This window comes from Microbacterium sp. NPDC090225, from assembly GCF_044772365.1.
Taxonomy (GTDB): domain Bacteria; phylum Actinomycetota; class Actinomycetes; order Actinomycetales; family Microbacteriaceae; genus Microbacterium.
In genome coordinates, this window is record NZ_JBIVYS010000001.1 from 264765 (window position 1) to 290764 (window position 26000).

General features: G+C 68.9%; 28 protein-coding genes. 13 read left to right on the forward strand and 15 right to left on the reverse strand.

Going from position 1 to position 26000, the window contains the following annotated elements:
- Nucleotides 1–89: 89 nt before the first annotated feature.
- Nucleotides 90–1229: a heme A synthase gene (locus tag ACIQTT_RS01255; protein WP_402784953.1), complete on the reverse strand. Its 1140-nt coding sequence runs from the start codon at nt 1227–1229 to the stop codon at nt 90–92.
- Between the two features lie 231 nt (nt 1230–1460).
- Between ACIQTT_RS01255 and sufB the strand changes: the two genes are divergently transcribed.
- Genes sufB through ACIQTT_RS01290 form a run of 7 tightly spaced genes read left to right on the forward strand, consistent with a single transcriptional unit; the run spans nt 1461 to nt 8040 of the window.
- On the forward strand, nt 1461–2879 hold the full coding sequence (sufB, locus tag ACIQTT_RS01260; RefSeq protein ID WP_402784955.1) for a Fe-S cluster assembly protein SufB: 1419 nt from the start codon (nt 1461–1463) through the stop codon (nt 2877–2879).
- Between the two features lies 1 nt (nt 2880).
- Nucleotides 2881–4086 carry a Fe-S cluster assembly protein SufD gene (gene sufD, locus ACIQTT_RS01265; protein WP_402784957.1) on the forward strand — a complete coding sequence of 402 codons (1206 nt, stop codon included), beginning with the start codon at nt 2881–2883 and terminating at the stop codon, nt 4084–4086.
- Complete coding sequence (locus tag ACIQTT_RS01270) at nt 4083–4409, forward strand: non-heme iron oxygenase ferredoxin subunit (RefSeq protein WP_402784959.1); 327 nt, start codon at nt 4083–4085, stop codon at nt 4407–4409. Before sufD ends, ACIQTT_RS01270 begins: the two co-directional genes overlap by 4 nt.
- Nucleotides 4410–5180 (forward strand): Fe-S cluster assembly ATPase SufC, encoded by a 771-nt coding sequence (sufC, locus tag ACIQTT_RS01275; protein ID WP_402784961.1) that lies wholly within the window; start codon nt 4410–4412, stop codon nt 5178–5180.
- Nucleotides 5181–5189: 9 nt separating this feature from the next.
- Nucleotides 5190–5525, forward strand: a complete 336-nt coding sequence (locus ACIQTT_RS01280) for a metal-sulfur cluster assembly factor (RefSeq protein ID WP_247622261.1) — start codon at nt 5190–5192, stop codon at nt 5523–5525.
- A complete protein-coding gene (locus tag ACIQTT_RS01285) occupies nt 5525–6679 on the forward strand; it encodes a MalY/PatB family protein (RefSeq protein ID WP_402784963.1) in 1155 nt (384 codons plus the stop codon). The genes ACIQTT_RS01280 and ACIQTT_RS01285 overlap by 1 nt, the downstream gene beginning before the upstream one ends.
- Nucleotides 6676–8040 carry an MFS transporter gene (locus tag ACIQTT_RS01290; RefSeq protein ID WP_402784965.1) on the forward strand — a complete coding sequence of 455 codons (1365 nt, stop codon included), beginning with the start codon at nt 6676–6678 and terminating at the stop codon, nt 8038–8040. The genes ACIQTT_RS01285 and ACIQTT_RS01290 overlap by 4 nt, the downstream gene beginning before the upstream one ends.
- On the opposite strand, the gene ACIQTT_RS01295 is transcribed toward ACIQTT_RS01290, so the two are convergent.
- The 4 genes from ACIQTT_RS01295 to ACIQTT_RS01310 form a co-directional block, all read right to left on the reverse strand.
- The gene (locus ACIQTT_RS01295; RefSeq protein WP_402784967.1) at nt 8009–9340 is read right to left on the reverse strand and encodes an acyltransferase; all 1332 of its coding nucleotides are present in this window, start codon (nt 9338–9340) and stop codon (nt 8009–8011) included. The genes ACIQTT_RS01290 and ACIQTT_RS01295 overlap by 32 nt on opposite strands.
- 121 nt (nt 9341–9461) lie before the next feature.
- Entirely contained in the window at nt 9462–10130 is a 669-nt protein-coding gene (locus tag ACIQTT_RS01300; protein WP_402784969.1) for a response regulator, read from the reverse strand.
- Complete coding sequence (locus tag ACIQTT_RS01305) at nt 10127–11380, reverse strand: sensor histidine kinase (protein WP_402784971.1); 1254 nt, start codon at nt 11378–11380, stop codon at nt 10127–10129. The genes ACIQTT_RS01300 and ACIQTT_RS01305 overlap by 4 nt, the downstream gene beginning before the upstream one ends.
- 5 nt (nt 11381–11385) lie before the next feature.
- Complete coding sequence (locus ACIQTT_RS01310; RefSeq protein WP_402784973.1) at nt 11386–12003, reverse strand: DedA family protein; 618 nt, start codon at nt 12001–12003, stop codon at nt 11386–11388.
- Nucleotides 12004–12165: 162 nt separating this feature from the next.
- On the opposite strand from ACIQTT_RS01310, the gene ACIQTT_RS01315 reads away from it, so the two are divergent.
- Both ACIQTT_RS01315 and ACIQTT_RS01320 read left to right on the forward strand, forming a co-directional pair.
- Entirely contained in the window at nt 12166–13764 is a 1599-nt protein-coding gene (locus ACIQTT_RS01315; RefSeq protein ID WP_402784975.1) for an ABC-F family ATP-binding cassette domain-containing protein, read from the forward strand.
- Between the two features lie 35 nt (nt 13765–13799).
- Nucleotides 13800–14378 (forward strand): pyridoxamine 5'-phosphate oxidase family protein, encoded by a 579-nt coding sequence (locus ACIQTT_RS01320; protein WP_402784977.1) that lies wholly within the window; start codon nt 13800–13802, stop codon nt 14376–14378.
- 3 nt (nt 14379–14381) lie between these two features.
- Here the strand turns inward: ACIQTT_RS01320 and ACIQTT_RS01325 are convergent, their stop codons facing one another.
- From ACIQTT_RS01325 to ACIQTT_RS01340, 4 genes are read right to left on the reverse strand one after another with little or no spacing between them, the layout of a single operon-like run.
- Nucleotides 14382–15191 carry an SURF1 family protein gene (locus ACIQTT_RS01325; RefSeq protein ID WP_402784979.1) on the reverse strand — a complete coding sequence of 270 codons (810 nt, stop codon included), beginning with the start codon at nt 15189–15191 and terminating at the stop codon, nt 14382–14384.
- Nucleotides 15188–15382 carry a hypothetical protein gene (locus ACIQTT_RS01330; protein WP_402784981.1) on the reverse strand — a complete coding sequence of 65 codons (195 nt, stop codon included), beginning with the start codon at nt 15380–15382 and terminating at the stop codon, nt 15188–15190. The genes ACIQTT_RS01325 and ACIQTT_RS01330 overlap by 4 nt, the downstream gene beginning before the upstream one ends.
- On the reverse strand, nt 15379–15729 hold the full coding sequence (locus ACIQTT_RS01335) for a DUF3099 domain-containing protein (RefSeq protein ID WP_402784983.1): 351 nt from the start codon (nt 15727–15729) through the stop codon (nt 15379–15381). Before ACIQTT_RS01335 ends, ACIQTT_RS01330 begins: the two co-directional genes overlap by 4 nt.
- Before the next feature lie 53 nt (nt 15730–15782).
- Nucleotides 15783–16304 (reverse strand): DUF4190 domain-containing protein, encoded by a 522-nt coding sequence (locus ACIQTT_RS01340; protein WP_402784984.1) that lies wholly within the window; start codon nt 16302–16304, stop codon nt 15783–15785.
- A gap of 143 nt (nt 16305–16447) precedes the next feature.
- On the opposite strand from ACIQTT_RS01340, the gene ACIQTT_RS01345 reads away from it, so the two are divergent.
- Nucleotides 16448–17158, forward strand: a complete 711-nt coding sequence (locus ACIQTT_RS01345; RefSeq protein WP_391478220.1) for a beta-ketoacyl-ACP reductase — start codon at nt 16448–16450, stop codon at nt 17156–17158.
- A 66-nt stretch (nt 17159–17224) separates the two neighbouring features.
- Here ACIQTT_RS01345 and ACIQTT_RS01350 read toward each other — a convergent pair whose 3' ends face one another.
- The 3 genes from ACIQTT_RS01350 to glgC all read right to left on the reverse strand — a co-directional run bounded on the left by ACIQTT_RS01350 (nt 17225) and on the right by glgC (nt 19913).
- A complete protein-coding gene (locus tag ACIQTT_RS01350; RefSeq protein ID WP_402784986.1) occupies nt 17225–17923 on the reverse strand; it encodes an alpha/beta fold hydrolase in 699 nt (232 codons plus the stop codon).
- 62 nt (nt 17924–17985) lie between these two features.
- Nucleotides 17986–18621 (reverse strand): phosphoserine phosphatase SerB, encoded by a 636-nt coding sequence (gene serB / locus ACIQTT_RS01355; RefSeq protein WP_402784988.1) that lies wholly within the window; start codon nt 18619–18621, stop codon nt 17986–17988.
- Nucleotides 18622–18668: 47 nt separating this feature from the next.
- Complete coding sequence (gene glgC / locus ACIQTT_RS01360; RefSeq protein WP_247622277.1) at nt 18669–19913, reverse strand: glucose-1-phosphate adenylyltransferase; 1245 nt, start codon at nt 19911–19913, stop codon at nt 18669–18671.
- A gap of 46 nt (nt 19914–19959) precedes the next feature.
- Here glgC and glgA point away from each other — a divergent pair, with 46 nt between their 5' ends.
- The 3 genes from glgA to ACIQTT_RS01375 all read left to right on the forward strand — a co-directional run bounded on the left by glgA (nt 19960) and on the right by ACIQTT_RS01375 (nt 22297).
- Nucleotides 19960–21144 (forward strand): glycogen synthase, encoded by a 1185-nt coding sequence (gene glgA, locus ACIQTT_RS01365; RefSeq protein ID WP_402784991.1) that lies wholly within the window; start codon nt 19960–19962, stop codon nt 21142–21144.
- A 17-nt stretch (nt 21145–21161) separates the two neighbouring features.
- Nucleotides 21162–21947, forward strand: coding sequence for an ABC transporter ATP-binding protein (locus ACIQTT_RS01370; RefSeq protein WP_402784993.1), 786 nt, complete (start codon nt 21162–21164; stop codon nt 21945–21947).
- Between the two features lie 92 nt (nt 21948–22039).
- On the forward strand, nt 22040–22297 hold the full coding sequence (locus tag ACIQTT_RS01375; protein WP_021200734.1) for a type B 50S ribosomal protein L31: 258 nt from the start codon (nt 22040–22042) through the stop codon (nt 22295–22297).
- A gap of 67 nt (nt 22298–22364) precedes the next feature.
- Here the strand turns inward: ACIQTT_RS01375 and ACIQTT_RS01380 are convergent, their stop codons facing one another.
- The 3 genes from ACIQTT_RS01380 to ACIQTT_RS01390 are packed head-to-tail and all read right to left on the reverse strand — an operon-like array spanning nt 22365 to nt 25996.
- Nucleotides 22365–22646, reverse strand: a complete 282-nt coding sequence (locus ACIQTT_RS01380; protein WP_402784995.1) for a hypothetical protein — start codon at nt 22644–22646, stop codon at nt 22365–22367.
- Nucleotides 22647–22701: 55 nt separating this feature from the next.
- Nucleotides 22702–23949: an alpha/beta fold hydrolase gene (locus ACIQTT_RS01385; RefSeq protein ID WP_402784997.1), complete on the reverse strand. Its 1248-nt coding sequence runs from the start codon at nt 23947–23949 to the stop codon at nt 22702–22704.
- Nucleotides 23950–23995: 46 nt separating this feature from the next.
- Nucleotides 23996–25996 (reverse strand): DUF262 domain-containing protein, encoded by a 2001-nt coding sequence (locus ACIQTT_RS01390; RefSeq protein WP_402784999.1) that lies wholly within the window; start codon nt 25994–25996, stop codon nt 23996–23998.
- Nucleotides 25997–26000: the final 4 nt, after the last annotated feature.

Sequence of the window (26000 nt, forward strand, 5' to 3'; positions counted from 1 at the left end):
ACCACGATCACGGACGCGCTGATGACTGCGGTATGCAGAGCCTATGGATCGGCTGTCCGCGAGCCCTGAGGCGCGCGCCGAGGTGTGGCTCAGGAGGCGGTGGACGTGTCCTCGTCGGTGACCGGGCGCTTCAGCTTCAGCGCGACAACGGTGTAGGTCGCGGCCGAGAGCGAGGCGAGCACCATGTGGATGCCGACCAGCAGTGGCGGGAGCCCCGCGCGCGCCTGCCAGACACCGACCCCGACCTGCACCGCGATGGCCAGCACCAGCACGACGAGCCACTTGCGCGGAGGAAGACGCAGCGCCCAGGCGGCGACGGTCAGGGCGAGCACGAGAGCGGCGAGGATGTACCCGGGCCACGAGTGCACATGTGCGAGCACCGTTGCATCGAACCCGTGCCGCAACACGTCCTGATCGCCGGAGTGCGGACCGGAACCCGTGGTCAGCACGCCGAACACGATGGTGACCGCGAGGGCCAGTCCGGTGACGTGGCTGACGATCAGGAACCAGGTCGGGACCGCGCGCTCGCGCGGTCCCGGAACGGCGTACAGGCGCACGAGGAATGCCGCAGTGACGCAGACCAGGAGCAGGGACGACGTGTAGTGGAACCCGACGATGAACGGGTTCAGGCCGGTGAGCACCGTGATACCGCCGACGAGCGCCTGAGCCATGACTCCGGCGAAGACGACCCAGCCGAGCACCACGAGATCGCGGCGCGTCGAGGTGCGACGCGTGGTGTGGATCGCCGCGGCGATGACCGCGAGGAGCAGAACGGCGGATGCCACGGGGAAGGCCGGCACCGGGAGACCGGTGAGGGTGACGAGAGCGAACGCGGCCGCGGCCGCGACGATGCCCCCCACCGCGTAACGGAGCGCGCGGAACACCGAGCGCGATCCGTCGGTCAGGTGCAGCACGAGCAGCACGACCACCAGGGCGATGACGCCCACGACGCCGGTCATCAGGCGGTTGCCGAACTCGATCGCCCCGTGGATGCCCTGATCCGCCAGGATCGGCACGAGGGACTCGGGCGTGCAGAGCGGCCACTCCGAGCATCCGAGTCCGGAGCCGGTCAGGCGCACCGCGCCTCCGGTTCCGATGATGATCGTCTCGGTGAGGAACGACAGCCACGCGAAGACGCGGAGGACGCGTCCCCACGGCGAGGGGAATGCTGCGGGTCGCAGATCGAGCTCCGCGGGGGTGGTGCGGGCGGGCGTGGCGGTGTCGGGCATGGGGCCTCCGGCACGCTTCGCGCGGGACGGGCGGCCCGTCCGCGAAGCGGAGCCTGTAGAATCGGATTGTTGCGATGCGCGCTCGAGGGCGCAGAAGCATCGATAACAGTTTAGGCGCGAAGGATGCGCCGGTGATGAGGGCCCACCAGCGGCACCCGCTCCCCGCAGACTCGACGGGGATCAGGTGTGTCGGGGCGGATGACACCGTTGAGGCCCAATGAGGAGAGTGTGATGTCGGATGTGCTGATCGACCGCCCGGAGCTCGATGGGCTGGGGGTGTACGAGTTCGGCTGGCACGACGCGGACGCCGCCGGCGCCGTGGCGAAACGCGGGATCTCCGAAGAGGTCGTCCGCGGCATCTCCGCGCTCAAGAGCGAACCCGAATGGATGCTGAAGACCCGTCTCAAGGGGTATCAGCTCTTCGGCCGCAAGCCGATGCCGACCTGGGGCGCCGACCTCAGCGACATCGACTTCGACAACATCAAGTACTTCGTGCGCTCCACCGAGAAGCAGGCCCAGTCGTGGGAGGACCTTCCCGCGGAGATCCGCGAGACCTACGAGCGTCTCGGCATCCCCGAGGCCGAGCGTCAGCGTCTCGTCGCCGGTGTCGCCGCGCAGTACGAGTCCGAGGTCGTCTACCACCAGATCCGTGAGGATCTGGAAGAGCAGGGCGTCATCTTCATGGACACGGACACCGCTCTCCGTGAGCACCCCGAGTTCTTCGAGGAGTACTTCGGTTCGGTCATCCCCGCCGGCGACAACAAGTTCGCCGCTCTCAACACGGCCGTCTGGTCGGGAGGCTCCTTCGTCTACGTTCCCAAGGGCGTGCACGTCGAGATCCCGCTCCAGGCCTACTTCCGCATCAACACCGAGAACATGGGGCAGTTCGAGCGCACCCTGATCATCGCGGACGAAGACAGCTACGTGCACTACATCGAGGGCTGCACGGCCCCGATCTACAAGTCCGACTCCCTGCACTCGGCCGTCGTCGAGATCATCGTGAAGAAGAACGCCCGTGTGCGTTACACGACGATCCAGAACTGGTCGAACAACGTCTACAACCTCGTCACCAAGCGTGCTGTCGCGCACGAGGGCGCGACGATGGAATGGGTCGACGGCAACATCGGCTCGAAGGTGACGATGAAGTACCCGTCGATCTACCTCATGGGTGAGCACGCCAAGGGCGAGACGCTCTCGGTCGCGTTCGCGGGCCCCGGTCAGCATCAGGATGCCGGCGCGAAGATGATCCACATGGCTCCGTACACGCAGTCGTCGATCGTCTCGAAGTCGATCGCCCGTGGCGGCGGTCGTGCGGGATATCGCGGCGAGGTCCGCGTCGATGCGAACGCCCACCACTCGGCGAACACGGTGCGCTGCGACGCACTGCTCGTCGACACCAAGTCACGCTCCGACACCTACCCGGCGATCGACATCCGCGTCGACGACGTGCAGCTCGGTCACGAGGCCACCGTCTCGAAGGTCAGCGAGGAGCAGCTCTTCTACCTGCAGTCTCGCGGCATGCCCGAGGACGAAGCGATGGCGATGATCGTGCGCGGCTTCATCGAGCCGATCGCACGTGAGCTGCCGATGGAGTACGCGATGGAGTTGAACAAGCTCATCGAGATGGGCATGGAAGGATCGGTCGGCTGAGATGACGTCCCAGACGACGACGCCCACGGCGTCGCACTATTCGAGCGCGCACGTCGACCCGGCGGCGCAGGTGGCCGACGCCGGCTTCGTGCCGGTGCAGACCCGCTCCGAGCGCCCGCACTCCTTCGAGCCCGCCGACTTCGGCGTGCCGACGGGACGCGAGGTGAACTGGAAGCACACGCCCGTCGCGAAGCTGACGGCGCTCTTCGAGACCGCCGCGCAGAACGACGGCGTCGGATACGCCTTCTCCGCCGGTGAGCAGTACCTCGCTGCTCCGCTCGCGGTCGGCACGGCTCCTCGCGGCGAGTTCTTCCGCGGTGAGGACATCACCGGTGCCGTGGCCTGGCAGGGCGCGACCGAGGCGATGCACATCCGTATTCCGCGCGAAGAAGAGGTCGCGGAGCCGATCCTCCTCACCATCGAGGGTCGGGGCGCCGAGCAGCGCGCCGACGCGCACATCGTGATCGAGGCTCTCGAGCACAGCTCGGCGACCGTCGTGCTGAACCACGTCGGTGCCGCACAGTATGCGCAGAACGTCGAGATCATCGCCCGCGCCGGGTCGCGTCTGACGGTCATCAGCCTGCAGCAGTGGCAGGATGCCGCGGTGCACACGTCCGCGCACCAGGCGCGCGTCGACGCGGATGCCGTGCTCAAGCACTTCGTGATCAGCTTCGGCGGCGGCGTCGTGCGAGTGAACCCCAACGTCGAGCTCGCGGGCGCGGGCTCGGAGGGCTACCTCTACGGTCTGTCGTACGCCGACGCCGGGCAGCACCTCGAGAGCCAGGTCTACCTGCACCACAAGGGCCCGCACACCAAGGGCGACGTGCTCTACAAGGGCGCACTGCAGGGCGAGAGCGCCCACAGCGTCTGGATCGGCGACGTGCTCATCGGACCCGATGCCACCGGCACCGACTCCTACGAGGCGAACCGCAATCTCGTGCTCACCGAGGGCGCGCGCGCAGACTCGATCCCGAACCTCGAGATCGAGACGGGCGACATCCTCGGCGCCGGGCACGCGAGCGCGACGGGTCGTTTCGACGACGAGCAGCTCTTCTACCTGCAGGCTCGCGGCATCACCGAAGAAGAGGCACGTCGTCTCGTCGTGCTCGGCTTCCTCACCGACATCGTCCAGCGCCTCGGCATCCCGTCGCTCGAGTCGGAGCTGCTCGCCGCGATCGAGGCGGAGCTCGCGGCGGTCTCGGCATGAGCGCTCAGCGCGTGTGCGGCGTCGCGGAGCTCGAGCAGGACATGCCGATCCGCGTCGAACCCGACGGCGTCCCGATCACCGTGATCAAGGACGGCGAGGGTGTGATCCACGCGATCGGCGACACCTGCACCCACGGCGACATCTCGCTCTCCGAGGGCTTCGTCGAAGGTGACACGGTCGAATGCTGGGCCCATGGCTCGGCGTTCTCCCTGCTCACCGGCAAGCCCCAGAACCTCCCTGCTTACGAGCCCGTCCCCGTCTACATCGTCGAGATCGACGGCGACGACGTGCTCATCGACCCGACAGTGACGAAGGAAATCTGAATGTCTGTTCTCGAGATCCGCGACCTCCACGTGACGGTCGAGACCGAGGCGGGGGCCACCCCGATCCTCAACGGAATCACCCTCACCATGAACACGGGTGAGACCCACGCCATCATGGGCCCGAACGGGTCCGGCAAGTCGACGCTCGCGTACACGATCGCCGGCCACCCGAAGTACACCGTCACCGGCGGTTCCATCACCTTCGACGGCGAGGACGTGCTCGCGATGAGCGTGGACGAGCGCGCGCGCGCCGGTCTCTTCCTCGCGATGCAGTATCCCGTCGAGATCCCCGGAGTGACGGTCACGAACTTCCTGCGCACCGCGAAGACGGCGCTCGACGGCGAGGCCCCCGCGATCCGCGGATGGACCAAGGACGTCAAGGCGGCCATGTCGAACCTGCGCATGGACCCGAAGTTCGCGCAGCGCAACGTCAACGAGGGATTCTCGGGCGGCGAGAAGAAGCGCCACGAGATCCTCCAGCTCGAGGTACTCCGGCCGAAGTTCGCGATCCTCGACGAGACCGACTCGGGTCTCGACGTCGACGCGCTGAAGATCGTCTCCGAGGGCGTCAACCGCGCCAAGGAGTCCACCGGACTCGGCGTGCTCCTCATCACGCACTACACGCGCATCCTCCGCTACATCCGCCCCGACTTCGTGCACGTGGTCGTCGCCGGCAAGATCGTGGAAGAGGGCGGCCCCGAGCTCGCCGACCGGCTGGAAGACGAGGGATACGACCGTTTCCTCGACCCCGCCGCTCCCATCGAGGCGTAGGCTGACCGCATGACCGCGACCGCGACGCTGACCGACGAGAAGTACGACGAGGTCACCGAGGCTCTGAAGGACGTCATGGATCCCGAGCTCGGGATCAACGTCGTCGACCTCGGACTCATCTACGACCTGGCGTGGGACGACGAAAACGATGCTCTCGTCATCCACATGACGCTGACGAGCGCCGGATGCCCGCTGACGGACGTGCTCGAGGAGCAGACCGCGCAGGCCCTGGACAAGGTCGTCGACCGCTTCCGCATCAACTGGGTGTGGATGCCGCCGTGGGGTCCCGAGCGGATCACCGACGACGGCCGCGACATGATGCGAGCACTCGGCTTCGCCATCTGATGCTCGAGGTGAAGGCGCTGCCTCTCGCCGAGCTGCGTCAGCGCACGAGCGAGAAGTGGCGCGAGTACCCCGAGGACGTCCTGCCGCTGTTCGTGGCGGAGACGGACTTCCCCCTCGCGCCGGAGATCACCGCGTCGCTTCAGCGTGCGCTCGAACTCGGCGACACGGGATACATCGCATCGCGTACGCTCCTGAACGAGGCCTACGCGGCCTTCGCCGCGCGCCGGTTCGGGTGGAGTCCTGACCCGGCGAGGATGCGCAGCACGGCGGACGTGAGCATGGGGATCGTCGAGATCCTCCGTCGGGTGACCCAACCGGGAGAGCGCGTCGTCGTCACTCCTCCGGTGTACCCGCCCTTCTACGACCTCGTCGCGGAGGCCGGCGCCGAGGTCGAGCGCGTCCCCCTGCGCGACACAGGTTCGCGCTGGGAGCTCGATCTCGACGGCATCCGCGGGGCTTTCGAGGACGGCGCGACTGCGATCCTGCTGTGCAACCCGCACAACCCGACCGGAACCGTGCACGATCGTGACGCTCTCGCAGCGCTCGCCGACCTCGCCGCCGAGTTCGGCGTCTCGGTGGTCTCCGATGAGATCCATGCGCCGCTCGCCCAGCCCGACACGGGATTCACGCCGTTCCTCGCCGTGAACGACTCCGCCCGACGGGTCGGCTATGCGGTGGTCAGCGCGAGCAAGGCGTTCAATCTCGCAGGGCTCAAGTGCGCGCTCATGGTGGCGGCCGACGACGCGACGCACGCCGTGCTGCGCGACCTGCCCATCGAGGTCGTCTGGCGCACGGGGCAGTTCGGTCTGATCGCGGCCGTGGCGGCGTTCTCGGAGGAGAGCGACCCGTGGCTCGACGGCCTGCTCCGCACCCTCGACGAGAACCGCGTCCTCCTCGAGGATCTCCTCGTGCGGCACCTTCCGGGGGCGCGCTATCGCCTGCCCGACGCCGGGTATCTCGCCTGGATCGACCTCCGGCCCCTCGGCTGGGGCGACAACCCCTCGCGGCGCATCCTGCTGGAGGCGAAGGTCGCCCTCCACAACGGCGCGGCCTTCGGCGACGAGGGGACGGGGTTCGCGCGTCTGAACTTCGGCACGAGTCCCGAGATCCTCACCGAGTCCATCGAGCGCATCGCGGCGCTCGTCGGGCGATGACGGCCCCGCTGCCCGTCGCGTCGATCTGGGACCGGAGCCGCATCTGGGTCACGACCGGCGCGATCGCGCTGATCTTCCTCGCAGCGATCGAGGCGCTCGCGGTCACGACGGTGATGCCGATCGTCAGCGAGGCGCTCGACGGCGGAGCGCTGTACGCGGTCGCCTTCTCGGGCACCCTGGCCACGAGCGTCATCGGCATGGTCGCCGCGGGTGCCTGGTCGGACGCTCGGGGACCGCGGGGCGCGCTGTACGTCGCGGTCACGCTGTTCCTGGTGGGGCTCCTCATCTCGGGCTTCGCCGTCACCATGCACCAGTTCCTCGTGGGACGCCTCGTGCAGGGTCTCGGCGCCGGCGGCCAGACCGTCGCCCTGTACGTCGTCGTGGCGCGGCTGTATCCGCCGCACCTGCACGGGCGGATCTTCGCGGCGTTCGCCGCGGCCTGGGTCGTGCCGTCGATGATCGGTCCGTTCCTGGCCGGGGCCGTGGCCGAGCACATCGACTGGCGCTGGACGTTCCTCGGGGTCGCCGTACTCACCGCTCTCGCTTTCACCGTGATCGCGGTGCGTCTGCGCGGGGTCGAGCTCGGGCACGGCGAGCCCCAGGACCGCCGGGTGATCGCGACCCGTCTGCTGCTCGCGGTCGTCGTGGCCGTTCTCGCCGTCGTGATCGGCTTCGCCGCCGACATGGTGCCGCAGGTGCGCTGGCCGGTCGCGATCGGTGCGCTGGTGGTCATCGGCATCGCCATCCTGCCGCTGCTGCCGCGACGGGCTCTGCGCGCGGGCCGGGGGCTACCGAGCGTCGTGCTCATGCGCGGCATCGTCGCCGGGGCCTTCTTCGCCGCCGAGGCGTACATCCCGTATCTGCTCATGGAGCGCTTCGAATTCACGGCGACCTGGGCAGGTATCGCCCTCATGTTCGCCGCGCTCGCGTGGGCCGGGGCATCCGCTCTGCAGGGCAAGTACGGCGAGCGGCTCGGAAACCTCCGCATCACCACGATCAGCCTCTCGCTGCTGCTGGTCGCGCTGCTGTGCGTGCTGCTGGCCGCGCTCTTCGGTATCTCGCCTCTCGTGGTCGTGATCGGGTGGGGCCTCGCCGGTGGTGGAATGGGCCTGTTGTACCCGCGACTGACGGTGCTGACGCTCGCGTACTCCGACGAGCGCAACCAGGGGTTCAACTCCTCGGCGCTGTCGATCTCGGACTCCACGGGTTCGGCCGTCACGATCGCTTTCGCCGGACTCGCCGTCGCCACGCTCGGCGGCGGAGCGAGCACGTTCTGGGTCGTGTTCGTGTTCTGCCTGGTCCTGGTGACCGCGGCCGCGATCCCGGGACTCAGACTCGGGCACGCCGCCGAGCGTTCCTGAGCACCGGGCGGGGAAGCCACACGCTTCGCGTCCGGGCAGCCGCGAGGTGAAGGGCGACGACGAGCAGGCCGACCGTGATCATCGCCGTGACGGGTGTCGTGCCGACCACGAGCAACAGCACCACTCCGATCAGACCGCTCAGCACCGAGAGCACGATGCGCCGGGTCGAATCGGACGGCGCCGGAGGGCGACGCGTCTCGATGCGCGTGAACGGAATCGCCACGAGGGCGGTGAGCGTCAGAGCCGTCGCCAACCAGAGCGGGCGATCCGCCCACCACGCGGCGCTCCCCGCTACCGGGAGCGCGCTGCCGTCGCCGATCGCGACGAGCGCCGTCACGCCCGCCATGGCGAGCAGTACCGGCATGTGCCAGAGGTAGATCGTCATCGTCCGTCGGCCGATGACCCCGCTCACGGCCGCGGCGACGGGGACGGCGCTGAGCACGGACAGGCGAGTGCGATTCAGCGAGACGGCGCAGGTGTGCGCGATACCGACGAGGATCAGCCCGGTGGTCGGCGGGTTGATGTGCGCGATCAGGTCGGGGGAGCAGAGGCCCGTGGCGAAGGCGAGGAGGAGCGCGAGCGCCGCGCCCGCGCCGACGCGCACCCGGGTGCGACGGGGCAGGGAGTCGATGCTGCCGTCGGCGAGGAAGAATCCGATCTGCTGGAGCGCGAGCCAGACGAACGCCAGGTTGAGGAATCCGAGGGCGTCGATGCCGCTGACGGCCCGCGCCATATCGACGCCGGCCGCAGCGCAGACCAGCGCGGCGAGGCTCAGGAGCGGCCGAGTCCGGTGCAGGTGCACGAGTGCGGGGAGCAGCGCCTGGCAGAGGAGGAAGACCGCGAGGAACCACAGCGGCTGACCGTAGCGGTAGCCCGCGACGGTGACGAGGTCCACCGGCACACCGAAGGCCGTCAACGCCCACAGTGCGATGCCGATCACGGCGATCGTGACCACGGCGGGCCGCAGCAGTCGGTTCACCCGCCCCGCGATGAAGCTCCGCGCATCGCGTCCGCGGGCGAGCACCGAACGGTAGGCGAGCAGTCCGGAGAACCCGCCGATGACGAAGAACAGGGGCATGACCTGCAGCGCCCAGCTGACGGGCACGATCCACCACGTGCCGGTGCTGGCGTTGTCGAAGACGGGGCGTCCGTCGACGACGGAGACGCCGACCATGATCGCGTGCAGCAGCACCACGCCGATCACGCAGAGCGAGCGGACGAGGTCGATGCCGGTGTCACGGGTGCCACGAGCCTCGACGCTCGTGATGTCGCGGACGGCGGGTGCCTGCACGATGGCCATGAATCCTCCTGGGGAACGGTCTTCCCGGAGGTTATGGACGCGGTGCGGCGGAGGGCATCACCCCGCGGTGCTGTTCGCCCTCGTACCGAGGGGTGAGAGGCTGCCGCTCGGGAGGGCGCGGTCAGGACGGTTCGACGAGACCGGTGTCGTACGCCAGGATCACCGCGTGCACGCGGTCGCGGAGTCCGAGCTTCGCGAGCACCTTGCCGACGTGGGTCTTCACCGTCTGCTCGGCGATGAAGAGTTCCGCCGCGATCTCGCCGTTGGACCGCCCGCGGCCGATCAGCACGAGCACCTCGCGCTCACGGTCGGTGAGCTCGGCGAGGGCGGATGCCGCGCGGGGCGTGCGCGGACGGCGCCCGGCGAACTGTGCGATCACCCGGCGGGTCACGCTCGGGGCGAGCAGCGCGTCGCCGCCGGCGACGACGCGCACGGCGTGCACCAGCTCCTCCGGGAGCGCATCCTTGAGCAGGAAGCCGCTCGCTCCCGCCTCGAGCGCGTCGTAGACGTAGTCGTCGATGTCGAAGGTCGTGAGCATGAGGATACGGGGGACGTGCGCCGCCGGGTAGGACGAGCCGAGGATCCGGCGGGTCGCCTCGATCCCGTCGAGGTCGGGCATCCGCACGTCCATGAGGATGACGTCGGGGTCGAGACGCGCGGCGAGCGACACGGCTTCCGCTCCGGTGGAGGCCTGACCGGTGACGCGGATGCCGTCGTGCGCGTCGAGCAGCGCCGCGAAGCCGGCGCGCACCATGGCCTGATCGTCGGCGATGAGGACGCTGATGGTCACGGGTTCTCCTTCGGAGGGGCGGATGCGGGGGACGGAGGATCATCGCGTCCTCCGGCCAGGGGGAGTGCGGCCTCGACGAGCCAGGCGCCGTCGGGAGCGGGTCCCGCCGAGAGACTGCCGCCGAGCACCTCGGCGCGCTCGCGCATTCCGCGCAGGCCGTGCCCGGTGCCTCGATCCTGCGCCTCCGCAGGGGCGGAGTTTCGTACACGGAGGCGGAGGGCCGTGGCATTCGCCTGCAGCTCCACCGTCACCGCGTTTCCGGAGGCGTGCCGCACCGCATTGCTGAGGCTCTCCTGCACGATCCGGTAGGTCGCGATCTGGACGGCCGTGGGAGCGGATGCCGCCGCATCCATACCCACGAGTGAGAGACCCACGTCGACCCCGGCGCGGCGGATGGTGTCGACCAGCGCGGGGATGTCGTCGATGCCGTTCTGCGGCGCGAGTTCGACGGCCTGATCCTCGGTGCGCAGAACCCCGAGCATCCGTCGCATCTCGCTCAACGACGTACGGGCGGTCGCGGCGATGTCGTCGAACTCGGCCGCGGCGGCGGCGTCGATCGACGGCAGGCGGTACCGCGCCGTCGACGCCTGCACCTGGATGACCGACATGCTGTGCGCGATCACGTCGTGCAGTTCGCGGGCGATCCGAGTGCGTTCTTCGACCAGGGCGCGGCGCGACTCCTCGAGGGCGGAGTGCTCGCGCTCGCGCGTGAGCTCGGCGCCGATGCGGAGGCGGCTGGCGATCAGCAGCGCGAGGAGGAGAGTGACGACACCCACGGATGCCGTGACGATGAGGTCGGCGGTCGCGGTGGCGCCGACGCCGGGAATGTCGATGATGTCGGGGCGCAGCACGGCAGCGGTGAGGGAGGCGGCGAGGCCGACCCCCAGTGGGAGCGCGCCCCAGCGTGCGCCGTGGACGCTCGTCACGAGCCCGGTGATTCCCACCAGGGCGAGCGTGGAGGGAACGGACCACGGCCACGGCGCCGTGGAGGCGAGCGCGGCATCGGTCACCAGCGGCACCACGAATATCGCCGCGCAGAACAGCGCGATCGCCGTGCGCGGGCGGGAGAGGGAGAGGGGGAGAGCGCCGCAGACGGCGGCGCCGAGAAGGAAGGCCAGCGCGGGCGGGGTGCCGTACAGGGCGGCATGGACCGGAACGAACACCGAGTACAGGCTGACGGTGACCGTCCAGAGTCCGATGAGCGCGATCGTCCGCCGCGAAGGACGGGCAGCACGCCGAGGACGGGTCATGACCTTCATCCTGCCAGGTTGGCGGGCGCGCTCCGGCGGCGTCGGACGGCGGACACACGGTCGATCACGATGCCGATCAGCAGGGCGATGACGATGCCGGCACCGGCGCTCAGGAGCGGCTGGTCCTTGATCCAGCTCCCGGTCAACAGGCCGATCGCGAGGCTGAGGGCACTCCAGCTCGCGCCCGCGACGAGGCTGAGGGGGAGGAACCGTCGCCAGGGGAAGCGCAGGGCGCCCGCCGTCATGTTGACGGCCACGCGGCCGACGGGGATGTAGCGGGCGCCGAGGATCAGCGCGGCGCTGCGCGTCTCGAGCGCGCGCTCGGCATGGGCGAAGGCGGTGCGCACGCGCGGGCGTTGCATCCAGCCCGCGCGGCTGGTGCCGAGGCGTCGACCGATGAGGAACGCGATGTTGTCACCCAGAGCGGCACCGATCGCGGCCACGACGCCGAGGAGGAGCAGATTCGTGCCTCCACCCGAGACCGAGGCCGCCGCGGCGGCGACCAGGACGGTCTCGCTCGGCACGGGCGGGAAGAACCCGTCGATCACCGTGACGGCGAAGAGAACGAGCATGAGCCACGGCGAGGCCACGGCCTGGAGAATGAGGTCATTGATCACGTCCACTCTCGAACGTTACGAACGGGGCGGGTCCGCGGGCATCCCTCCGCGGTATCGACCGTGTCAGACCAGGGAGTGATCTTCCTGGGCTGGCCGTACCGCCGGGGCGCTTATACTGGGAGGCTGGCCGCTCGGCCACCTTCCTCCCGAACGAACGGACATCCCGCTGTGCTTGCCGTGCACGAACTCGAAATTCGCGTGGGCGCTCGCCTCCTGATGGAGAACGTGTCGTTCCGCGTGGGCGACGGTGACAAGATCGGCCTCGTCGGTCGCAACGGTGCGGGCAAGACCACCCTCACCAAGGTCCTCGCCGGCGACGTACTGCCGTCGAGTGGCAACGTGACCCGTTCGGGCGAGCTCGGCTATCTGCCGCAGGACCCGCGCTCCGGCAACCCCGAGGACCTCGCGCGCACGCGCATCCTCGACGCTCGCGGCCTCGGTCAGCTCAACCTCGGCATGACCGAGGCGTCGCTCGCGATGGGATCGGACGACCCCGCCGTCGCAGCGAAGGCCATGAAGCGCTACGCGGCGCTGACCGAGCAGTTCGAGGCGCAGGGCGGCTATGCCGCCGAGGCGCAGGCGGCATCCATCGCCCACAACCTCTCGCTTCCCGACCGCATCCTCGACCAGCCGCTGTCAACCCTGTCGGGTGGTCAGCGTCGTCGCATCGAGCTCGCCCGGATCCTCTTCTCGGATGCCGAGACGATGATCCTCGACGAGCCGACCAACCACCTCGACGCCGACAGTGTCGTGTGGCTGCGTGAATTCCTCAAGACGTACAAGGGCGGGCTGATCGTGATCAGCCACGACGTCGAGCTGGTCGGTGAGACCGTCAACCGCGTGTTCTACCTCGATGCCAACCGCCAGGTCATCGACACGTACAACATGAACTGGAAGAACTACCTTCGTCAGCGCGTGGCCGACGAGGAGCGTCGCAAGAAGGAGCGCGCCAACGCCGAGAAGAAGGCGACGACGCTGCAGCTGCAAGCGGCTCGCTTCGGAGCCAAGGCGTCGAAGGCCGCGGCCGCGCACCAGATGGTCGCGCGTGCCGAGAAGCTGCTCGCCGGACTCGACGACGTTCGGCAGCAGGACAGGGTCGCAAAGCTGCGCTTCCCGAAGCCCGCACCCTGCGGCAAGACGCCCCTCATGGCGTCGGGACTGTCGAAGTCCTACGGTTCACTCGAGATCTTCACCGACGTCGACCTCGCGATCGACCGCGGTTCGAAGGTCGTCGTGCTGGGTCTGAACGGTGCAGGTAAGACGACGCTCCTGCGCATGCTCGCGGGCGTCGATCAGCCCGACACAGGCCAGCTCGAGCCCGGCCACGGACTCAAGGTCGGCTACTACGCACAGGAGCACGAGAACCTTGATGTGAACCGCTCGGTGCTCGAGAACATGGTTTCGGCGGCGCCGCACATCACCGAGACGGAGGCGCGCCGTGTGCTCGGGTCGTTCCTGTTCACCGGTGACGACGTGCTGAAGCCGGCGGGCGTGCTCTCCGGCGGGGAGAAGACCCGTCTCTCGCTCGCGACCCTCGTCGTGTCGTCGGCGAACCTGCTGCTGCTCGATGAGCCCACGAACAACCTCGATCCCGCGTCGCGCGAGGAGATCCTCGACGCCCTCGCGCACTACGAGGGCGCCGTCGTGCTGGTCTCGCACGATCCGGGCGCCGTGCAGTCGCTCAACCCCGAGCGGGTGCTCATCCTCCCGGACGGCGTGGAGGACATCTGGAACCAGGAGTACCAGGATCTGATCGAGCTCGCCTGACGCGCGGACGGGGCATCGGTGGCATAGTCGAGAGCATGTCGACCCTGCCGAGCACGTTGTCCTCCTGGTTAAGAGCGCAGCCCTCCTTGATCGGCGCGGCGCCGGCGTGGGATGCGTCCGTGCTGCCGGATTCTCCGCTCGAGCTGTTCCGCGATTGGATCGGCACGGCCGTGGATGCCGGGGTGCCCGAGCCGCACGTGGCCACGCTGGCGACGGTCGATGCCGATGGCATCCCGGATGCGCGGGCACTGATCCTCAAGGACGTCGACGAGCGCGGATGGGCGTTCGCCGGCCCCCGTGCATCGCGCAAGGGCGACCAGCTGTCGGCGCACCCCGCTGCCGCCCTGAGCTTCTGGTGGCAGCCGCTCGTGCGTGCGGTGCGCGTACGCGGTCGGGTCGTCGAAGCCGCGGCCGACGAGAGCGCGGCCGATCTCGCCGCGCGCTCGGCCGCGGCGCGCGCGGGGATCGAGCCCGGTGACTGGGTGCTGTGGCGCCTCGTACCCGAGCGCATCGAGTTCTGGCAGGGCTCGCAGGATCGTCGGCACATCCGCGTCGTCTACGAACGCGACGGCGGCGCGTGGGTGCGAGCGGATGCCGCGGCGGCGGGCAGCTGAGCCTCAGCGGGCGTCGAGCAGCTCGTCCTCGACATCGGCGTCCTTGTCGCGCCGACGCTTCTCCTTGGCCGGGGCCGGTCGGCCCTCGATGTCTTCGCGGTGCTTCACGATCTCGGTGCGGATGATGTAGCCGATGAAGATGAAACCCATGATCGCGAAGAGGATCCACTGGATCGCGTAGGACAGGTGGGGTCCTGGATCGTCGGTGGGCGAGGTGAAGCCGCCGAGCGGCGTGCCCGCGGGGTCTTCGCTGATGAGCTGTCCGTAGGCCGCAGTGATGACGTCGCCCTCGACGAGACCCGCGATCGTCGGCAGGTTGATGGTCGGGACCTGGCCCTCGGGGGCACCGCGTCCGGAGGCGGGAACCTGCTCGGTCGGGCGCAGCCGCGCGACGACCTCGACGGTGCCGCTCGGAGCCTCCGGGACTGCATCCGGGGTGTCACCGTCACCCGGGGGAACCCAGCCGCGGTCGACGATGAACACGCGGCCATCGACGTCGCGGAACGGCACCAGGACCTCGAAGGCGCTGGTGCCGCCGTGCGGACGGTTGCGCACGAGAAGTTGCTGGTCGGAGAGGTACTCGCCGCGGAGCAGCACCGGGTGCCATTCATCGCCGGGCTGGAGGACGTCGTCATCGCCGATCAGTTCTGCGAGCGGAACCGGGTCGGCATCGTAGTTCTGCTCGACCAGTTCGATCTGTTCGGCGCGGGACTCGTTCCTCTCGAACTGCCAGTTCGAGAGGAACGCGCAGGCGATCGCGAAACCGATCGCGATGAGGACGTAGACCATCCAACGGGTCAGGCGCTTGCTCACGCGGGTACTCCGTTTCGGACGGCCACCGGGAAGTCGCGGGCCGCCAGGTAGTCGTGCAGGTAGTCCGCGTGCTCGTCGCACGCCAGCCAGATCTTCTCGCGGTCCGCAGCGTGGATGCGGGGATTGCGCCAGACGACCTGCTTCGTCGCCGCGCTCCGGCAGCCGGCGCGCGAGCAGATGAGGTCGGTCACGAGCGATCCTGCGGCTTCTCGTGGATCGTGATGATGCCGGGGGCTTCCTCGATCGGCTCCGGGACCACCGGCGGTGTCGCCTCGATCTCCTGCCGAGGGGACTCCGCTGCCGATTCGGTGCTGTCGCTGCCGGCGTTCGCGAACACCACCGCGATGTAGGGGAGCACCGCGGCAGCGGCTGCGAAGACCCAGGTGTACCAGCCGTAGGGCTGCACGAACACCATGAGGCCGAAGCACACGATGCGGATCGTCATCGTGATCGCATAGCGGCGCACGCGGTGATCGGACTCGGCTGCCGGCGACTGCGGCAGCGAGGTCACGGCGGGGACGGTGCGCTTGCGGTTCACGATGCCTCCAGCCTACGCCGGTGGGCGCTGGCCGGAGTGCGTTCGCGAGACGATCAGTTGTTGTAGAGGAAGGGGAGCGTGAATGCTCCGAACGCGAGGAGGCTGATGACCGAGATCGCGATCGTGAGCACGCCGATGCCGAGCACGACGTACCCCAGGATGAGCCCGGCGAAGGCCATCCCGCGCCCTCCGACGTTCGGGTCGATCTTCGTCTTCTTCAGCGCCATGTGGCCGGTGATGACGGCGGCGATGGACGCGAGCGCGGGCACGAAGAGCCAGCTGAAGAGGAGGCTCACGATGCCGCAGACGAGCGAGGTGATCGCGAGTCCGCTGGTCGGTCGTGGTGCCGGGTAGACGGGATAGGGGGTCTGCGCGTATCCGTACGGCTGGTGCGGCGCACCGTAGCCGGGTTGGACCGGTTGCACCGGCGGGTGCGGCTGTCCGTAGCCCGGGGCGGCGGGTGCACCGTAGACGGGAGCCGCGCCCGGGTACGCCTGGGTGGGCTGCACGGGTGAGGCGGGCGGCGGGGTGTACGGCGTTCCGCCGTACGGAGGGGGAGTGGTGTTGTCGCTCACGCGGAGACCCTTTCGTCGAGATCAGGCTCGCAGTCCGGTGCGCGGGTGTCAAACGTCCCGCGCCCGACGCGGGCGAGCATCCTCGGTAGGATCGGTGTCGGTTCGGATGCCCGGATCGTCGTGAACAGCGGGAGTGAATGAACATGAGTGAGCAGCGCGTCGTCCTCGTCACGGGAGGCAACCGGGGGATCGGCCGATCGATCGCGGAGCGATTCGTGCGTGAGGGCTACCGAGTCGCCGTCACCGCGCGCAGCGGCGAGGGCCCCGAGGGAACGCTCACCGTCCGCGCCGATGTGACGGATGCCGCCGCGATCGACGCCGCGTTCACGGAGGTCGAGGAGAAGCTCGGCCCGATCGAGATCGTCGTGGCGAACGCCGGGATCACCAAGGACACCCTGCTGCTGCGCATGAGCGAGGACGACTTCGACAGCGTCATCGCCACCAACCTCGGCGGCACCTTCCGGGTTGTCAAGCGCGCATCGAAGGGCATGCTGCGCGCCCGCTTCGGCCGGGTCATCCTGATCTCGAGCGTCGTCGGGCTGTACGGGTCGGCCGGCCAGATCAACTACTCGGCGTCGAAGAGCGCTCTCGTCGGCTTCGCTCGCTCGCTCACGCGCGAACTCGGCGGCCGCGGCATCACGGCCAACGTCGTCGCGCCCGGCTTCATCGAGACCGACATGACCGCCGAACTGCCCGAAGACACCCAGAAGCAGTACAAGGCCAACATCCCCGCGGGACGATTCGCGAGCCCCGATGAGGTCGCGGGCGTCGTGACGTGGCTCGCGGGCGACGACGCCGCGTACATCTCGGGCGCCGTCATCCCGGTCGACGGCGGTCTCGGGATGGGGCACTGACGCCCCTCGCACGGATCTTCGCTCGATTCTGAGCGGTTTCGCCGCTAACCGCGCGTCGACGCTCGGTCAGTGGTCGACGGCCGCGAGGATCAGTTCGCCGAGGCGTTCCGGCACCGAGAACTGCGGCCAGTGGCCCGAGCCGATCCGCACGACCTCGACGTCGTCGATCGCTCGGTACTCGTCGCCGTAGGAGCCCCAATCGGAGATCTCCGATTCCAGCGTCTCCTGGTCGAGGCCGCCCATCAACATCGTCACCGGTACGCCGAAGCGCGCATCCCCTTCAAGGGCGATCGCGTCGGTCGGGACGCGCGCGGGCACGCTCTTCGCCGTCGGCGCGGTGCGTGCACGCGTGTCGGCGTCGAGGTCGGAGACGTCTTCATCGGGGAAGAAATCCCACCCTGGGAATGGGATGACACCGTCGACGACCTCGAACTCGCTGATCCCGCGGCCGGGCGGGGGCGGCACGGTGTCGACGAGGATCACGCGGGAGAGGCGGTCGGCGCGGGCGTTCGCTGCGCCCCAGGCCACGTTTCCCCCGCCGCTGTGTCCGACGACGACCACCCGCTCTCCGGGGAGCTCGTCGATCTTCTGCGTGACGGCGTCGACCCAGTCGGCGATGCCGATGTCGGCGGATTCCGTCGCGGATGCGCCGACGCCCGGAAGGGTCAGCGGGTGCACGCGGTGACCCGCGCGCGTCAGCGCGGGCGTCACGTCGTTCCAACTCTCGGCGTCGAGCCACAGGCCCGGGATGAGGATGATGTCCATGGGGCGACGTTAGCGCCGGCCTCCGACATCCGCGAGGGGGTCGCCGAACCTCTCGGGATCGATCAGGGGAGGAGAGCGATGACCTCGGCGAGATCCTGCGGTCCGACAACCAGGCTCGCCGCGTTCCGGACCGCGGGCTTGGCGTTGAACGCGAGGCCGAGGCCGGCCGCCGCCATCATCTTCAGGTCGTTCGCGCCGTCGCCGATCGCGATGGTCGCGTGCGGGGCGACACCCAGCTCGGCGGCCCACTCGAGGAGCGACTCGGCCTTGGCAACGGCATCCACGATCGCGCCGTCGACCTCGCCGGTCAACGCGCCGTCGGCCACGCGGAGCCGGTTGGCCCGCCAGCGATCCACGCCGAGCGTCGGGGCCACATCGTCGAGGATCTCGTGGAATCCTCCGGACACGACGCCCACGACTCCGCCGCGTGCGTGCACGGCGGCGGTCAGCTCGCGCACGCCCGGTGTCGGTTCGATACGTGCGCGCACGCGCGGAAAGGCGTCGACGGAGACGCCGCGGAGCGCGGCGACACGCGTGCGCAGGCTCTCGGAGAAATCGACCTCGCCGCGCATCGCGGCCTCGGTCGCGGCCTGCACCTCGTCGCGGCGCCCCGCCTCGTCGGCGAGCAGCTCGATAACCTCGTTGCGGATGAGGGTGGAATCGGCATCGAGGACGACGAGGAAGCGCGCAGAGGTCACGACGTCGAGCCTACCGAGCGTGGCGGAGACCACCGTACGGATGACGCTCAGCGCTCGATGTACAGGCCCTTGCCGACCACGGTGATGCCGGTCTCGGTGACCGTGAAACCTCGGGCGAGGTCGCGCTCCCGATCGACGCCGACGGTCGCGCCGTCTGCGAGCACCACGTTCTTGTCGAGGATCGCTCGATGCACGCGCGATCCTGCCCCGACGTGCACGTGGTCGAAGACGACGGAGTCGGTGATCGTCGATCCGCCCCCGGCGAGCGTCCACGGACCCACGACGCTGCGTTCGAGGTGCGTGCCCGAAAGCACGGATCCCAGCGACACGATCGAGTCGATCGCATTGCCGATCCGGCCGACCGAGTCGCGCACGAACTTCGCGGGCGGCGAGTTCACGGTCTGCGAGTGGATCGGCCAGTCCGTGTTGTACAGGTTGAACACGGGCAGGGTCGAGATCAGGTCCATATGGGCGTCGAAGAACGACTCGATCGTCCCCACGTCGCGCCAGTACGAGCGGTCGCGCGGCGAGGAGCCCGGCACCTCGTTGCGCTTCATGTCGTAGACGCCGGCCTCGCCGCGTCCGACGAAGTAGGGGATGATGTCGCCGCCCATGTCGTGCCCGGAGGTGGGCGATTCCCCGTCGGTCTCGACGGCGGCGATCAGTGCGTCGGCGTCGAAGACGTAGTTCCCCATCGAAGCGAGCACCTCGTGCGGCGCGTCCGGGAGACCGGTGGCATCGGTGGGCTTCTCGAGGAACGCGCGGATGCGGCCCTGATCCTCGGGGTCGGTGTCGATGACGCCGAACTGCGAGGCGAGAGCGAGGGGCTGGCGGATGCCGGCGACCGTGGCCTTCGCGCCCGATGCGATGTGGGCGTCGATCATCTGCCGGAAGTCCATGCGGTAGACGTGGTCCGCACCGATCACGACGACGATGTCGGGCTTCTCGTCGTTGAGCAGGTTCATGCTCTGCAGGATCGCGTCGGCCGAGCCCGAGAACCACCGCTTTCCGAGTCGCTGCTGCGCCGGGACCGACGTGACGTACGAGTCGAGGAGCGCCGACATGCGCCACGTCTGCGAGATGTGGCGGTCGAGGCTGTGCGACTTGTACTGCGTGAGCACGACGACCTGCCGCAGCCCCGAGTTGATGAGGTTCGAGATCGCGAAGTCGATCAATCGGTACTGTCCGCCGAAGGGCACCGCGGGTTTCGCACGATCCGCCGTGAGCGGCATGAGTCGCTTGCCCTCGCCGCCGGCGAGGATGATGCCGAAGATCTTCTTTGGAGCGGACATGGCTCCACCTTAGGTGCGATCCGGCCCGCTGTACTAGCGTTCAGACATGCGAGTCGAAATGATCACGAAGGAGTATCCGCCGGAGATCTACGGCGGTGCCGGGGTGCACGTGGCCGAGCTCGTGGCGGCTCTTCGCGAGAGCATCGACGTGAGCGTCCGCGCCTTCGGTGCGCCGCGCGACGAGCAGAGCACCTCCGCGTACTCCACGCCGCTCGAACTCGCCTCCGCGAACCCCGCACTGCAGACGCTCGGAACGGATCTCGAGATCGTCGCCGCAATCGAGCGCGCCGATGTCGTGCACAGTCACACGTGGTACGCGAACTTCGCCGGGCACCTCGCCGCGCAGCTGCACGGCATCCCGCACGTGCTCACCGCGCACAGCCTCGAGCCGCTGCGTCCGTGGAAGGCCGAGCAGCTCGGCGGCGGCTACGCCGTGTCGAGCGGTATCGAGAAGCTGGCCTACGAGAATGCCGCGGCCGTGATCGCCGTGAGTGCGGGCATGCGCGCGGACATCCTGCGCAGCTACCCGCAGGTCGACCCCGCGAAGGTGCGGGTCATCCACAACGGGATCGACGTCGAACGCTGGCGCCCGGTGCAGAACCCGGAGTTCCTCGCGTCCGTGGGCATGGACCCCGACCGCCCGTCCGTGGTCTTCGTCGGACGCATCACGCGGCAGAAGGGGCTTCCGTACCTGCTCCAAGCCGCGCGACTGCTGCCGCCCGAGGTGCAATTGATCCTCTGCGCCGGAGCGCCGGACACCCCCGAGATCATGGCGGAGGTGCAGGAGGGTGTGCGGTTGCTCCAGCAGACCCGCGACGGCGTGATCTGGATCGAGCGGATGCTGCCGCGCGACGAGCTCTCGGCGATCCTCACCGCCGCCACGACTTTCGTCTGCCCCTCGGTGTACGAACCGCTGGGCATCGTGAACCTCGAGGCGATGGCCTGCGGCGCCGCCGTGGTCGGCACGGCGACCGGCGGTATCCCCGAAGTAGTCGCCGATCGCGTGACGGGTCGCCTCGTGCCGATCGAGCAGGTGCAGGACGGAACCGGCACCCCGGTCGACCCCGATCGGTACGTCGCCGACCTCGCCGCCGTGCTCACGGAGGTCGCCATGGATCCGGCGCAGGCGCGGGTCTACGGAGACGCCGGGCGAGAGCGGGCGACGCGCGAGTTCAGTTGGTCGTCGATCGCCGACGCGACCCGCGCGCTCTACGCGGAGCTCACTGCCTGAGCCGATAGGCTGGACGCATGCCGATCGCTCTGGATTTCACCGATGTCGTCGTGCGCCGCGACGGGCGAAACATCATCGACCACGTGACCTGGCAGGTCGCGGACGACCAGCGCTGGGTGGTCCTCGGACCCAACGGCGCGGGTAAGACCACGCTGCTGCAGCTCGCCGATACGTTGATGCACCCGACGTCGGGAATCGTGACGGTGCTGGGCGAGACTCTCGGTCGCACCGACGTGTTCGAGGTGCGCCCGCGCATCGGCTTCGCCTCGTCGGCGATGGCCAAGCGCGTTCCGCGCGACGAGACGGTGCTCAACACCGTGCTCACCGCCGCGTACTCCGTGCTCGGACGCTGGAACGAGGACTACGAGGACATCGACGAGCGCCGCGCGCTGCGCGTGCTGGGGGAGTGGAAGCTCGACCATCTCGCCGATCGCACCTTCGGCACTCTCAGCGACGGCGAGCAGAAACGCGTGCAGATCGCCCGCGCCGTGATGACCGACCCCGAGCTGCTCCTGCTCGACGAGCCGACCGCCTCGCTCGATCTCGGCTCGCGAGAGGAACTCCTCGCCCTCCTCAGCGGCTACGCCTCGTCGCCGACGACGCCGGCCATGCTCATGGTCACGCATCACGTCGAGGAGATCCCGGTGGGCTTCACGCACGTCATGCTGCTACGCGAAGGACGGGTGGTCGCGGCCGGTCCGATCAGCGAGACGCTCACCGCCGAAGCGCTCACCGAGGCATTCGGCATGCCGATCACGCTGAGCAGCGAGGACGGACGCTACGCGGCTCGCGCGGCATCCTGATCCGTCATCTGATAAGATCGACCCTTGGTGCACTCTGCACCGCAGACTTCCCTCGTCCCTGGCACAATCCAGGGCAGCAACTAAGGAATCCCATGAAGACTGACATCCACCCCGAGTACAAGGCAGTCGTGTTCCGCGACCTCGGTTCGGGCGAGACCTTCCTCACCCGCTCCACCGTCTCGAGCGACAAGACCATCGAGCTGGACGGCGTGGAGTACCCCGTCATCGACGTCGAGATCTCCTCGGCCTCGCACCCGTTCTACACGGGCAAGCAGCGCATCATGGACTCGGCCGGCCGCGTCGAGAAGTTCAACCAGCGCTTCAAGGGCTTCGGCGGATCGTCCAAGTAAGGACCCCCGTCTCGAAGGCCCCGCTCTCCTCGGAGAGCGGGGCCTTCGTCGTTCTCGCGACGTGCGCTCAGATGTCGATGCGGATGCGTCCGTCGCCGAGCGCGTCGGGAGGATCACCGGGCGAGGGGGCCGGGGCGGTGCGCTGCGTCTGACGGTCGCGCTCCATTCCGGCCTCGTGAGCCGTCGGCGACCAGACGGCGTCGAACGCCCCGCCGAGTCCCGCGCCGGAGCTCTCGTACTTCGTGTCGATCGGCATCCGCGAGAACCCGAAAGCGATGAGGACGATCGCGGCAGTGCCGGCGAGCACGAGCGCGCCGACCAGCACGATCACCCCGAGAGCCTCATCCATGCATCCAGCGTAGGCGTGGCGCCGCTCGTCGGCATCCGCCGAGCGATGGATATGCTCAGCGGATGCGTCGACCGTGCGCGAGGTCGATGAGACGGCTCAGCACGCCACCGGAACGCAGCCCGTTGTGCTCGTGCTCGCTCGTCTGCCACAGGTGCACGCCGGGCAGCAGCTTCGCGGTCTCGAGCGAGAACTCGTAGGGCACGTAGACGTCGTTCACGTAGACGGCGGCGGCGCCGGTCGCCTCGGACGCGGCGATCGCCGCGGGGTCGTACACCGACGGCCACTCGAACTCGGCGAGCTCGAGAGCGACCTCGCGCCACGGCTGGAAGGCCGGCACCGTCTCGGTCCATTCGCGGCGGATGTGCTCGCCGGTGAACAGCGTCGGGTCGTCTCGGAAGTCCGCGGGCTCGGTGCGCTCGGCCGACCATCGGGTGGCATGGCCGTCGGCGTAGCTGGACTCGTGGAACGCGAAGTAGAGCGGGTTGCGCCCGCCGTAGGGCATCGCGTTCATGAGGTCGTAGCGGAACGCGTTCTTCGTCGGGTCGAGCTCGAGCAGCGACCACACGGTCTGCCACCCGGCATCCGTACCGAGGGCGGAGCCGAAGGACCGCAGGCGCGAGACCGAGACGACCTCGCCGTCGGGGAGCACGATGTCGCCGGCGGCCGCGCGATCGACCAGGCGCCGCATCGCGTCGCGGTGCTCGGGGAACCGCCGGTAGTAGCGCTCGGACGCGTCGCGCATCTTGTCGTAGCACAGCGCGTACACGTCGTCGGGGTGCCGTCCGATCGCACTGAGCCCTCCGGTGATGAACACGTCGGTGAGGGAGTCGGCATCGGTGGAGAGATAAGCGAGGGTCGTGAACCCGCCGAACGACTGGCCGAGCACGCTCCATTCGTCGGCGCCGAGGTGCTGCCGCATCGCCTCGCAGTCGCGCACGATCGCATCCGCCCGCAGATGCGTGAGGTGCTCGGCGACGACCGACGACCCGAGCGCGAGGTCGGCATCGGAGACGGGCGTCGATCGCCCCGTGCCGCGCTGGTCGAGGAGTACCACCTGGTAGTGCGCGAGTGCCTCGTCGAGCCAGGCCGGCGCGGTGGGCCCATGGAACGGGCGCGGTGCCTCGCTGCCGGGGCCACCCTGGAGGAACACGAGATAGGGGAGCGTCTCACCGCCCGGGCGAGAGACGACGGCGGCGAAGACGTCGATGGTGCGGCTGTCGGCGGGATCACCCCAGACGAGGGGGACGGTGAGCGTGTGCTCTTCGACGGTCAGATCCAGCAGGCGGCGCACGACGGTAGTCACATCTTCGATCCTATCGACCGGCGCCCCCGTCGATCGGGACGGGGTGCTACATCACGTTGCCGATGTAGGAGTACTTGACGAAGACCTCGGCGGCGATGCCGGCCTCCTCCAGCACACCCTGCACGGCACTCATCATGTAGTTGGAGTCCCAGCCCATGTAGAGGTGGTGGCCGTCGGTGAGCTCGTCCCACTGGCCCTTCCATGCCATCGCGTCGTAGATGGGGCCGCCGTGCGTGGCCGAGTACGAGAGGGCGGCCGCACGGGTGTCGGTCCACGCGCGCCGCATCACCCGGTTGAACAGGTGCTTGACGTCGTACACCTCCCAGCGCTCGCCCCGGTACTCGACGTAGTCGAACTCGCGCTCCCACCCGGCGGGCCAGCCACGGCGGCGGACGGCATCGAGCACGGGCGTGAGTCCGTCGTCGTCGATCTCGGGCAGATCCGGACGCGCCCAGACCCGCAGCAGTTCGGCGGTGAGGCGCACCGTCCGTGTCGTGATCGCCGCGGTGTTCCAGGTCTCGATCGTCTCGAGTTCGCGGGTGGCCGCGACGCGGCTCCGTGCGTACGCCTCCGCGCGCTTGGCCGGGAAGGACGCCCCGAAGACGCTCTCGGTGAGGTGTGGTTCGAGCAGCGTCAGGTTGCCGAGGGTGGGGGCGAGCGCGCGATGGCTGTTCTGCTCGTCCTCGCTGTAGTCGCTCCAGATCCGTGCACCGTCCCCCGACCACGCGTCACCCGGAACGGTGGGGACGATGTGCTCGACGTCGAACGCGTGCGGATCCGCGACGCCCTCGAGGCGGCCGAGCACGTACGCGGCGTGGGGGACTTCGCTGTACTTGAGCACGGCGCGGACACGCTCGTCCGACGGGGTGATGCGCGCGAACGCGCGGGCGAGGGCGTCGCGTCCATGCGCGCGTGCGCGACAGAGGCGGGCGACGAGGCGCTCGTTCGGGAGGTTGACGAGGGTGCGGCGCAGGTACATCGCCTGGATCCACTCGAGCGTCTCGATCAACTCGTCGCGTGCGATGAGACCGCGGGCATGGTCGCTGTAGACGCTGAGTACGAGCGGGTAGGCCGCGCGACCGAATGTGTTCACGAATCGCAGCTGGCGCGCGATCTCCGGGTCGCTCTCGAGCGAAGGGTCGAGGAGGATGCCGTAGATCTCGGCGTAGTGGCGCCAGACCTCGGCATCCGCTTGCAGCCGCTCCGCATCGACCCGGGGGAACGAGTGGCGGAAGGCGCTGTAGACGCCGTGCTCGCCGTTCGCCGCCAGTTCGCGCCCGGTCGTCATCACGAGGTAGTGCCGCCAGAAGGCGCCGATCGTCTCACCCGTGTGGCGTTCGATCGGCAACCAGAACCGGGCCTCGACGTCGAGCTGCTCGGCGTGGGTGAGTCCCATGAGGATGTAGTTGTGGATGAGCTCGTGGTCACGCAGGGGTTCGCCCGTCGAGTTCAGGCTCTCGAAGATCTGCTGCGCGTTCGCCTGTGCGCCGAGCGTGATCGACACGTGCTCGAGTCGCTGCAGCCCGCGCCAGATGCGCGCGACCTCGTCGGCGTGCACTTGACTGCGGAAGAACGCGTAGTTGTCGTCGAAGCGCGATTCCCGCTCGGCGTCGTCGCGCCGATCCAGCACGACGGATTCGTAGAGCCCGGCCCAGGCGTCGTGCGGGCGCAGCTTCGTGCGGGACGGATCGTCGGCGCGCACGAGAACCCTCTCGAGCTCGGCGGCGAGCTGAGGGTCGGTGCCCCGCACACTGTGGTGCAGCGCGGCGATGAGGAGGGTGAGCGTCGTGATGCGCTGCTGGCCGTCGATGAGGATCAGGTCGTCGTCGGTCTCGCCGTCCTGCGCCGAGAGGATCGAGCCGATGAAGTGGCGATGCGACTCGTCGGCGTCGGCGACGGAGCGGATGTCGGAGAGCAGCCGCTCGCAGCCGCCGATGTCCCACCGGTACTGCCGCTGGTACACGGGGACGACGATGGTGGTCGAACCCGCCGCGAGCCACTCGATCGTGTTGACTGCTGTCGCCTCGACGTTGGTGGCGGTGCTCATACTG